9 protein-coding genes and 1 pseudogene are annotated in these 9,105 nt (G+C 68.9%); 1 reads left to right on the top strand and 9 read right to left on the bottom strand.

Going from position 1 to position 9,105, the window contains the following annotated elements; all coding sequences use genetic code 11:
* Positions 1-791 (top strand): annotated as a pseudogene (locus ACK5KK_RS02270) (acetoacetate--CoA ligase); the annotation flags it as partial.
* A 78-nt stretch (positions 792-869) separates the two neighbouring features.
* On the opposite strand, the gene dctP reads toward ACK5KK_RS02270, so the two are convergent.
* The 9 genes from dctP to ACK5KK_RS02225 form a co-directional block, all read right to left on the bottom strand.
* A complete protein-coding gene (gene dctP / locus ACK5KK_RS02265; protein WP_416888470.1) occupies positions 870-2,078 on the bottom strand; it encodes a TRAP transporter substrate-binding protein DctP in 1,209 nt (402 codons plus the stop codon).
* A 60-nt stretch (positions 2,079-2,138) separates the two neighbouring features.
* Positions 2,139-3,659 carry a TRAP transporter large permease gene (locus ACK5KK_RS02260; RefSeq protein ID WP_416888469.1) on the bottom strand — a complete coding sequence of 507 codons (1,521 nt, stop codon included), beginning with the start codon at positions 3,657-3,659 and terminating at the stop codon, positions 2,139-2,141.
* Entirely contained in the window at positions 3,656-4,318 is a 663-nt protein-coding gene (locus ACK5KK_RS02255) for a TRAP transporter small permease (protein WP_416888468.1), read from the bottom strand. Before ACK5KK_RS02255 ends, ACK5KK_RS02260 begins: the two co-directional genes overlap by 4 nt.
* A 168-nt stretch (positions 4,319-4,486) precedes the next feature.
* Positions 4,487-5,239 (bottom strand): alpha/beta fold hydrolase, encoded by a 753-nt coding sequence (locus ACK5KK_RS02250; protein ID WP_416888467.1) that lies wholly within the window; start codon positions 5,237-5,239, stop codon positions 4,487-4,489.
* Entirely contained in the window at positions 5,239-5,568 is a 330-nt protein-coding gene (locus ACK5KK_RS02245; RefSeq protein WP_416888466.1) for a biotin/lipoyl-containing protein, read from the bottom strand. Before ACK5KK_RS02245 ends, ACK5KK_RS02250 begins: the two co-directional genes overlap by 1 nt.
* Positions 5,561-6,586: an alpha-ketoacid dehydrogenase subunit beta gene (locus tag ACK5KK_RS02240; RefSeq protein ID WP_416888465.1), complete on the bottom strand. Its 1,026-nt coding sequence runs from the start codon at positions 6,584-6,586 to the stop codon at positions 5,561-5,563. The genes ACK5KK_RS02245 and ACK5KK_RS02240 overlap by 8 nt, the downstream gene beginning before the upstream one ends.
* On the bottom strand, positions 6,583-7,578 hold the full coding sequence (locus ACK5KK_RS02235) for a thiamine pyrophosphate-dependent enzyme (protein WP_416888464.1): 996 nt from the start codon (positions 7,576-7,578) through the stop codon (positions 6,583-6,585). The genes ACK5KK_RS02240 and ACK5KK_RS02235 overlap by 4 nt, the downstream gene beginning before the upstream one ends.
* 184 nt (positions 7,579-7,762) lie before the next feature.
* Positions 7,763-8,623 carry an NAD(P)-dependent oxidoreductase gene (locus ACK5KK_RS02230; RefSeq protein WP_416888463.1) on the bottom strand — a complete coding sequence of 287 codons (861 nt, stop codon included), beginning with the start codon at positions 8,621-8,623 and terminating at the stop codon, positions 7,763-7,765.
* On the bottom strand, positions 8,620-9,105 hold a 486-nt coding region (locus ACK5KK_RS02225), incomplete at its 5' end, for a dihydroxy-acid dehydratase (protein ID WP_416888462.1). The genes ACK5KK_RS02230 and ACK5KK_RS02225, both read right to left, overlap by 4 nt.

Below are 9,105 nucleotides of genomic sequence, written 5' to 3'. Positions count from 1 at the left end.
TCCCGCAGGACGGGTACCGCTGGGTGCGGGAGCAGTTCGGCGACCGGGTTCTGCTCAACGTCGGCTCCGGTGGCACGGACGTGTGCAGCGGGATCGTGCAGGGTGCGCCGCTGCTGCCGGTGTACGACGGCGAGATCTCCGGCTCTGCGCTCGGGGTGGCCACCGCGGCCTTCGACGAGGACGGTGAGCCGGTGCTCGACGAACCGGGTGAACTGGTCATCCGTCGTCCCATGCCGTCGATGCCGGTGGGGTTCTGGGGTGACACCGACGGCTCCCGCATGCACGAGGCCTACTTCGACACCTACCCGGGTATCTGGCGACACGGCGACTGGGCGATCTTCCACGCCGACGGGTCGTGCCAGATCACCGGACGGTCGGACGCGACCCTCAACCGTGGCGGGGTGCGCCTGGGAACCAGCGAGTTCTACCGTGTCATCGACGCGCTGCCCGACGTGCACGACGGCCTCGTCATCTTCCTGGAGGGGGAGGGCGATGCCGCCGAGACCGGAGAACTCCTGCTGTTCGTGGAGATGATGCCGGATGCCGAGCTCACCGCCGACCGGATCGCCGAGATCGCCCGGCAGCTGCGCACCGAACTGTCGCCGCGGCATGTGCCCGACGCCATCCACGCCGTCCCGGCCATTCCGCTCAACCGCACCGGGAAGAAGCTGGAGGTTCCGGTCAAACGCTTGCTGCAGGGCCGCGCGCTGGCGGATGTCGCGCAGCAGGGCGCCCTGGCCGATCCGCACGCTCTGGACTGGTTCGCCGAGTTCGCCGACTCCCGCCGGTAGCTCGCGGCTCAGCCACCTGCCCGCGCGACGAAGGCCGGCACCCTCACGGGCGCCGGCCTTCGCGGCATGCGCGTCAGCTCACTGGTTGAACTGCTCGATGCAGGTCGTCACCGGGTCGACCGACAGCGCCGGGTCGGTGTGCTCCGCCTCATACTTCGCAACGAGTTCGCGGTAGTCGTCGAGCACGCCCTGCGCGTTGGTCAGGCCGGCGTCGGTCGCGTTCTTCACCCACAACTCGTCGTTGGTGTACTTCTGACCGTCGACGTCGGCTCCGAGCGCCTTGAAGTCGGCGACGGCGGTGTCATCCCACGCCTCCATCGTCTCCACGTTCGGGATGGCCGAGATCATCTCGCACTGCTCGTTCGTGCCGACGAAGTGGGTGCCGGCCGTGCTGTCGTAGCCGTTCTGCCACAGCTCGATGGCCGTGCCCGAGTTGAGCTCGTCGGCGATCTCCTCCAACGTGGCGCGGATGTCGTCGGGGAACGCGTCGTAGTAGTCCTTCGCCCAGTACATCGCGAACTCGGAATACACGCCCATGCCAGGGTCGACCCAGTGCTTCAGCACCTCGCCGAGCTTCCAGGCAACGACGAAGTCCATCGCGCCCGCGGCGGCCTGAACGAGGCCGGTCGAGAACGAGTTGTACGCCTCGTCGGCGGTCACCTGCGTCGGCACGACACCGGCGGCGGCGAAGTTGGGCGCGGCGATCGTGCCGGCGGTGCGCATGGACAGACCCTTCAGGTCGTCCGGGCCGTTCAACGGCGTGTTGGACCCGACCAGGATGTTGCCGACCGACCAGGTCGAGACCGAGTAGAGGTTCTTCGCGTCGAGGAAGGCCTTGGCATCCTCGTTCGTCTCGGTCAGCTCCGCGATCGCCGCGGTCATTGCCGCAGAGTTGTCGGTGTCGAAGGTGATCTCCGGCATCGAGTTGGTCACGAAGATGGATGGCTGGTAGTTCGGCACGGTGACCAGAAGCTGGGCGCTACCGTCCTCCACGCACGCGTACTGGTCGGCCTGCGCGCAGATCTCGTTCGCGGTCGTGCGGTGGAACTCGATTGCGCCGTTCGTGCGCTTCTCCACCTCGTCCATGTACCACTCCTGCATCGGCCGCAGCACCGACTTGTCGGCGGCGACCGAGGTGATGGTCACTTTCCACTGGCCGGCGGAGTACTCGCCGTCGCCGCCGCCACCGCCGCCACCGCCGCCGGAGCTACAACCGGCGAGTGCGATGGCTGCCACGGTTGCTGCTGCGACGCCGGTCATCAACCGTCGTTGGATGTGAGAAGACATCGGGTTTCCCTTCTTTCTTGGTTTTCTAGGGTTGGAGGGACTGCTGGTTCGTCACGCCGGTCACATGCCGCCGTTCAGGGCGCCGAACACGGCTTCGGAGACGAACGACGGGAGCCACAGGCTCAGCTGCGGCCACAGGTAGAGGATCACGAGCACCACGATGTCGACCGCGATGAACGGCAGGATGCCGGTGAACACGGTGCCGCTGCGCACCTTTGCGACGCCGGCGGCGACGAACGAGTTGATGCCGACCGGTGGCATCACCATTCCGATCTCCATCAGCTTGATGATGAGGATGCCGAGCCAGATGCTGGTGAGCAGTTCCGCCGCCGCCTGGGTAGGAGCGTCCGGGAAGAAGCTCGTGGCCAGCGACATGCCGATCGGGTGGATGATCGGCACGCTCAGCAGCAGCAGCGACATCTCCTCGAGGAACATGCCCAGCGGGATCAGGCAGACCAGCAGGAACGCCATCAGCAGGTGCGGGTTGATGTCCCATCCGGTCACGGCGGTCTTGATGCCCTCGGTGACGCCGGCGTGCACGAAGAACTTCGAGAAGATCACCGAGCCGAAGATGATGAAGAACACCATCGAGGTCGTCGCGGCGGTGTCCAGCAGCGAGTCACGCACTTGGAGCGCGAGGCCCTTGGCGCCGAGATTGCGGCGCTCGAACAGCAGGATGAGCACGGCGCCGATGGCGCCGAACGCGGCCGACTCGGTCGGGGTGAACAGGCCCGAGAAGATGCCGCCGATGATGATGACGACGAGGATCGCGACGTAGATCAGACCGCGCCAGGGGAGGTTGGCGAAGGTCTGCGTCTTGGCGGCCAGGCCGATGCTCGTGGTCACCGAGCCGGTGTCGGTGGTGCGGGTGTTGCCCTCGGCGGCGGCGCGCGCCTTGGTCTCGGCCTGCAACGCCTCGAACGACGCGATGAAGTTGAGGTCTTCGGGCTTTTTGAGCTTGTCGATGCCGACCCGCCTGGCGCCGATCGCCATGATGTAGACCACGTAGCCGGCGAACGAGATCGCCACCGGGATGAGGCCGGCCACCAGCATCGGGGCGACCGAGGTGTTCGTGATCACGGCGTAGATGATGATGAACGTGCTCGGCGGGATCAGGATGCCGACGGTGCCGGCCACGGCGACCATACCTGTGGCAAGCCCGGCGGGGTACCCGTGGCGGCGCATCTCCGGCACCGCGAGCTTGGACATCGTCGCGACCTTGGCGATCGACGACCCGGACACGGCCGAGAACCCGGCCGCCGCGATGACGGTCGCCACACCGAGCCCGCCGGGCAGTCGACGGGTGAAGAACGCGGCGATCTCCAGCGCGTACTCCGCGATCCGGGCGCGCACCGCGAACAGGCCCACCAGCATGAACATCGGGATGATGGTGAGGGTGAAGCTGTAGGAGTTCTGGAAGGTCTCGTTGACCATCACCGAGATCGCGACGGTCGGGGTCTTGACCATCATGAGGCCCAGTGCCCCCGAGATGCCGAGTGCGAAGCCGATCGGGACGCGGATCGCCAACAGGGCGAACATCAGCGCCAGCGTCAGCCAGACGGCGGTTCCGGAATCGATCATCGACGCTCACCTCCTTCGGGTGCGGAGTCTTCCGGGGCGGAGTGCCCCTGTTCGGCCAGGCTGGCCGCCTGCAGCGCCTCGCGGTCCTCCAAGATGCCGGAACTGACGTCGACGGTCTGGTCGAACTCCATCACGTCGTCGTACGGGCGGCGTCCTATGAGGGCACGCAGCAGATTGACGATGGCGACCAGCAGGAACGGAATCAGCGCGACGGCGAACACCCATCGCCACGGCCACAGCGGCGCGAGCCCGACACCGTCGATGACGGTCTCGGGGACCGGCCAGGTGCGGGCTGCGGCGCGGTCGAAGGCCGCCTGCATCAACCAGCCGAGGTAGACGGTCGCAAGGGTCCAGATGATGATGTCGAGCACCCGGTTGGCCTTGGAGCTGAGGCGCTCGGTGACGACCTGAACCGAGACCTGCTCGCCGCGGATCGTCGTCCAGGCCATGCCCGCGAAGGTCGCTGTCACCAGGAGGCCGCTCACCAGGTTCGTGACGTCGAACGGGCTTCCCAGCCAGCGCGCGATGACTGAGCTGACGAACGCGATGACGATGCCGAGCGTGGCCCCGGTGGCGATGATCGCCGAGACGGCCGCGGTCCACACGACCGCGTTCTCGATGACCGGGATCGGATCCTCGCGAAGACTTGGTGCACTCATGAGTTCGCCCTCCTTGGCGATACCGATCGTTCTGCTGTGGGTCGCCTGCGCGACAGGGTACGTGGAGAATCGCGCTGATTGTGCCGATCCTCCGACCGCCCCGGCGCAGGTTGCCCCGACACTACACCAGAGCAGAAAAGACCCGCGAGGGGCGCGCGGGCGGGGAAGTCAGTGGCCCAACCACTCAATGACGGCCTCCTTGAATCGGCGCGCCGTGATGGCGCTGGCGTGCGAGCGGGCCGGGAGTTCGACGTAGTCGGCGCCGATGTCGGCGGCGAGGTCGCCGGCGCCGACGGCCACGGCGTCCCGTTCGCCGACCACGATCATGGTGGGCGCTTCGGGGATGGGACCCTCGGTGGCCGGCGGCAGTTCGGTGCCGCGGACGCCTTCGACCAGGTCCACCAGTCGGGGCAGGTCGTTGCCGGGCACGAGTGAGGCCATGCGCATGAGCGCGGCGGTCAGCGGGTGCGAGATCTCGGTGCCCTCAGCGATGAACGCGCGCGCGGCGGTGATGTCGAAATCGGTCATCGGGGAGCCCAGCGAGAACCCGCCCAGGGCGAGTCTGCGCACCCGTTCGGGGTGCGCGAGGGCGAGATCCCAGCCCAGACGCGCACCGAACGAGTAGCCGAGGTAGTCGACGCGATCGAGACCTAGCGCGTCGAGTACCGCGACGAGGTCGGCGATGAACAGGTCGGCGGTGTAGTGGTCGGCTCCCTCGGGGCGGCCGCTGTCGCCGTGGCCGCGCAGGTCGACCAGGATCGCCCGGAACCCGGCCTCGGAGAGCACCTTCTCCCAGCCTGCGCTGCCCCAATTCTCTGCGCGGTTGGACCCGAAACCGTGCACCAGCAGAACAGGCGATCCGTCGGCGGGACCGGTCTCGTGCCAGGCGATGGGTACACCGTGCGAGGTGACGGTCGGCATCAGTCGTCGTCCGGCAGACTCAGCTTGACCCGCTTGACGGGAGCGTCGTCGTGGCTGGGCACCGTGCCGACGATACCGGCGGTCTCGTCGGCGACCTCGAAGGTGATCAGCGGCGCGCCCACGCGCACGGTCTCGCCCTCTTCGCCGCCGAGCCGCGCGATCACTCCCGCGGCCGGGGACGGCAGTTCGACGGCCGATTTGGTGGTCTCCACCTCGACGAGCACGTCGTTGCGTTCGACGCGGTCGCCGACGGCGACGCGCCATTCCAGGATGATGGCGTCTTCGAGGCCTTCGCCGAGGTCGGGGAGAGGAAAGGTGATTTCAGCCACGGCGGTACTCCAATACGCGCTGCACCCCGAGCAGGATGCGATGGACAGTGGGAATCTGGTCGTCTTCGAGCGCACCCGAGGGTGTCGGGACGTCGTATCCGGTGACCCGCTCGACCGGCGCGCGCAGCGTGTCGAACAGCCGCTCCGTGATCCGCGCCGAGATCTCGGCGCCCAGTCCCGCCGTCCGGGCCGCTTCGTGCACGATCACGGCACGGCGGGTGCGGCCCACCGATTCCACGATCGTTGCGGTGTCGATGGGGGAGAGCCAGCGCAGGTCGACGACCTCGATCTGCACGCCGTCTTCTGTGGCCGCTTCGGCCGCTTGCAGCGCCCGGCCCACCATCGCCCCCCACGTCAGGATGGTGAGGTGTTTGCCGGGGCGCGCGATCTGCGCGCCGGCAGTGCCACCGGAGTCTTCGACATCCACAGGGGACTTCTGCCAATACCGCGACTTGGGCTCCATGAAGATGACCGGATCGGGGTCCTGGATCGCCGCGCGCAGCAGGTGGTACGCCTGGTGCGCGTCGGACGGGCTCACGACCTTGAGCCCGGCGACGTGCGCCCAGAAGGTCTCGGTGCTCTCGCCGTGGAGCTCGGGGGCGCGGATGCCGCCGTAGCTCGGCATCCGCAGCGTGATCGGCATCGACATCCGGCCGCGGCTGCGGTAGCGGTACCGGGCGACCTGCGCGACGATCTGGTTGAAGGCGGGGTACGAGAACCCGTCGAACTGCACCTCCGGGACGGGCCGGAACCCGGCCAGGGCCAGCCCGACCGAGGTGCCGAGGATCGCGGACTCGGCCAGCGGTGTGTCGAAGACGCGCCGTTCGCCGAAGCGCTGCTGCAGGCCGTCGGTGACGCGGAACACGCCGCCGAGGGTGCCGACGTCCTCGCCGAAGACGAGCACGCGCGGGTCGGCGGCCAGTTCGTCCGCGAGAGCGCGGTTGAGGGCCTGTTGCACCGAGAGCACGTCGGCGTCGGTGTTCTCGGCGGCCGGTGCGGTGGTCTGCTTGTCGGTCATGACCGGGCTCCTTCCCACGCGGCGCGCTGTTCTCGGAGGTCGTCGGTGAGCTCGGCGTAGACGTTGTCGAACAGCTCTGATCCGTCGCGCTCGGGCAGGGAGATGAGGTGGGTGCGGATCTCCTCCAGCCACGCGGCGATCTCGGCATCCACCTCGGCGATGAACGCGTCGTCGACGATGCCGCGTTCGGTGACGCTGCGGCGATAGCGTTCGACGGGGTCTTCGCCGGCGTCGCGGCGTTCCTCCTCGAGCGTACGGTAGCGGCCCGGGTCGTCCGAGGTGGCGTGCGGTCCGCGCCGGTAGGTCTTCGCCTCGATCAGGGTGGGGCCTTCGCCGCGGCGGGCCTTGGCGACGGCGTCGAGGGTCGCCTGCCGCACCGCGAGCACGTCGTTTCCGTCGACCTCGATGCCCTCGAAGCCGTAGCCTGCGGCGCGGGCGGCCACCGAGCCGCCCGCGACCTGCTGGGCGACCGGCACCGAGATGGCCCACTGGTTGTTCGTGACGAAGAAGACCACCGGCAGCTTCCACACGCCGGCGAAGTTCATCGCTTCGTGGGTGTCGCCCTGACTGGTGCCGCCTTCGCCGATGAACGCGACGGCCACGCCGTCGAGGCCGTCGATCTGCTGGCCGAGGGCCCAGCCCGCCGCGTGCGGGCTGTTGGACCCCACGACCGATTGGATCGGGGTGAAGCGGGACGCCACCGGGTCGTGCGAGCCGCCGTTCCAGTTGCCGTTGTGGTTGCCGAGGTAGCCGAGCATGTCGACGCCCATCGCGAGGGCCACGCCGAGTTCGCGGTACATCGGGAACGCGAAGTCGCGGGTCGGGTCGATGCCGGCGGCGGCGCCGATCTGCGCGGCCTCCTGCCCCAGTGAGGGCGGGAACGCGGGGATGATGCCCTGGCGTTGCCAGCGCACCAGCTCGACGTCGAGGGCACGGGCCTTCAGGATGTTGCGGAAGAGCTCTCGCTCCTCGTCACGGGTCGGGTCGCTCAAGAGGTCACCTCTTTCGGTGGACGATACGCGGTTCATTCAGTGCGATATCTGTCTCACCGGACCTCCGGCAAAGTGTCCCTTTTTCGAACACCGACGACGCCTACGTCGCCTGACGTCCGCCAGTATATGCACGGGTTCGCCGCTCGTGCCACTGCGGATTCGTCCCGCCGCGCGCATACCGGGGTCAGCGGGCGCCGGGCAGCCAGCGCGTCAGGGCCGCCGGGTGCTTCTCGAAGTCGGTGTCGCCGGCGGCGGCGAACACGTCGCGGGCGTAGGGGAACAGTCCCGAGTCGAAGCCGACGCCGGCGAACAGATCGGCGATGTTGCGCTGCACCTCGATGAGGCCACCCAGCGACATGCCGCCGGCATCCTCGTCGTGCGCGAGCGCTTTGGGGAGACCCAGACGCAGCACCGTGCTGTCGGCCAGCCCGCCGAACAGGATGCCCTGCGCGGCATCCGCGTCCAGGCCCAGCCGCTCGACCAGCCATGCCGTCTCGGCCGCCGCCACGAAGTTGATCGACACCAGATAGTTGTTGATGAGCTTCAGCGCGATGCCGCGACCGGGCCCGCCCAGCCGCTCCAGCCGCCCCGTGTATGCGGCGGCCAGGGGGCGCAACTGCGCGACGCCCGCGGGGTCCCCGCCCACCATGCACACGAGCGTGCCCGACTCCGCGCCCATCGGCCCGCCCGAGACGGGGGCATCCAGATAGATCGCGCCGCGCTCGGCGAACGCCGCGGCCACCCGTTCGGCCACCCGCGGGTCGTACGTGCCGTGGTCGGCGAACAGCTGCCCGGGGCGGGCGTGGTCGAGCATGCCGCCCAGGTACACCTCCTCGATCGCCGGCCCGTCCAGCAGACACCCGAGCACGACCTCCTGCGCGGCGACCTCCGCGACGTCGGCGGCGAGCCGGGCGCCGGCCTCGATGACGGGGGCGAGCTTGGCGGGGGTGCGCCCCCACACCGTCACCTCGTGCCCGGCGGCCAGCAGGTTCCGCACCATCGGGGCGCCCATGGCACCGACGCCGGTGAATCCGATGCGGGTCATGTCGCGGCCTCCTCGGTGCGCAGCCGTTCGTCGAGCAGGAAGTCGAAATCGCACCCGCGGTCCGGTTGCAGCGCATGCTCGGTGTACAACCTCCCCCAGCCCCGGCTCGGGCGCGGAGCGCCGACGGTCGCCGGCTCGCGCGCGGCCAGCTCGTCGGGGGGCACCAGCAGGTCGAGCCGCCCGGCATCGACGTCGAGTTCGATCTGGTCACCGTCGCGCACGTACGCGAGCGGCCCGCCCACGGCCGCCTCCGGCGACACGTGCAGCACGACGCTCCCGCTGGAGGTGCCGCTCATCCGCGCGTCGGTGACCCGCAGCATGTCGGTCACCCCGGCGGTGAACAGCTTCGCGGGGATCGGCACGTGCCCCACTTCGGGAATGCCGGGACCGCCCTGCACGCCCACACCGCGCAGCACCAGCACCGAGTCCGCGTCGACGTCGAGGTCGTCGCTGTCGATCCGGGACCACATGTCCGCGACGGA

The organism is Microbacterium sp. (genome assembly GCF_047972865.1).
Lineage (GTDB): Bacteria > Actinomycetota > Actinomycetes > Actinomycetales > Microbacteriaceae > Microbacterium.
Note: the sequence above shows the minus strand (reverse complement) of the source record. Positions and strands in the feature narration are given on the sequence as shown.

Bases quoted from the DNA above. Each gene is read 5' to 3' on its own strand.
- dctP (WP_416888470.1), bottom strand. From the start codon at position 2,078: ATGTCTTCTCACATCCAACGACGGTTGATGACCGGCGTCGCAGCAGCA.
- ACK5KK_RS02260 (WP_416888469.1), bottom strand. From the start codon at position 3,659: ATGATCGATTCCGGAACCGCCGTCTGGCTGACGCTGGCGCTGATGTTC.
- ACK5KK_RS02255 (WP_416888468.1), bottom strand. From the start codon at position 4,318: ATGAGTGCACCAAGTCTTCGCGAGGATCCGATCCCGGTCATCGAGAAC.
- ACK5KK_RS02250 (WP_416888467.1), bottom strand. From the start codon at position 5,239: ATGCCGACCGTCACCTCGCACGGTGTACCCATCGCCTGGCACGAGACC.
- ACK5KK_RS02240 (WP_416888465.1), bottom strand. From the start codon at position 6,586: ATGACCGACAAGCAGACCACCGCACCGGCCGCCGAGAACACCGACGCC.
- ACK5KK_RS02230 (WP_416888463.1), bottom strand. From the start codon at position 8,623: ATGACCCGCATCGGATTCACCGGCGTCGGTGCCATGGGCGCCCCGATG.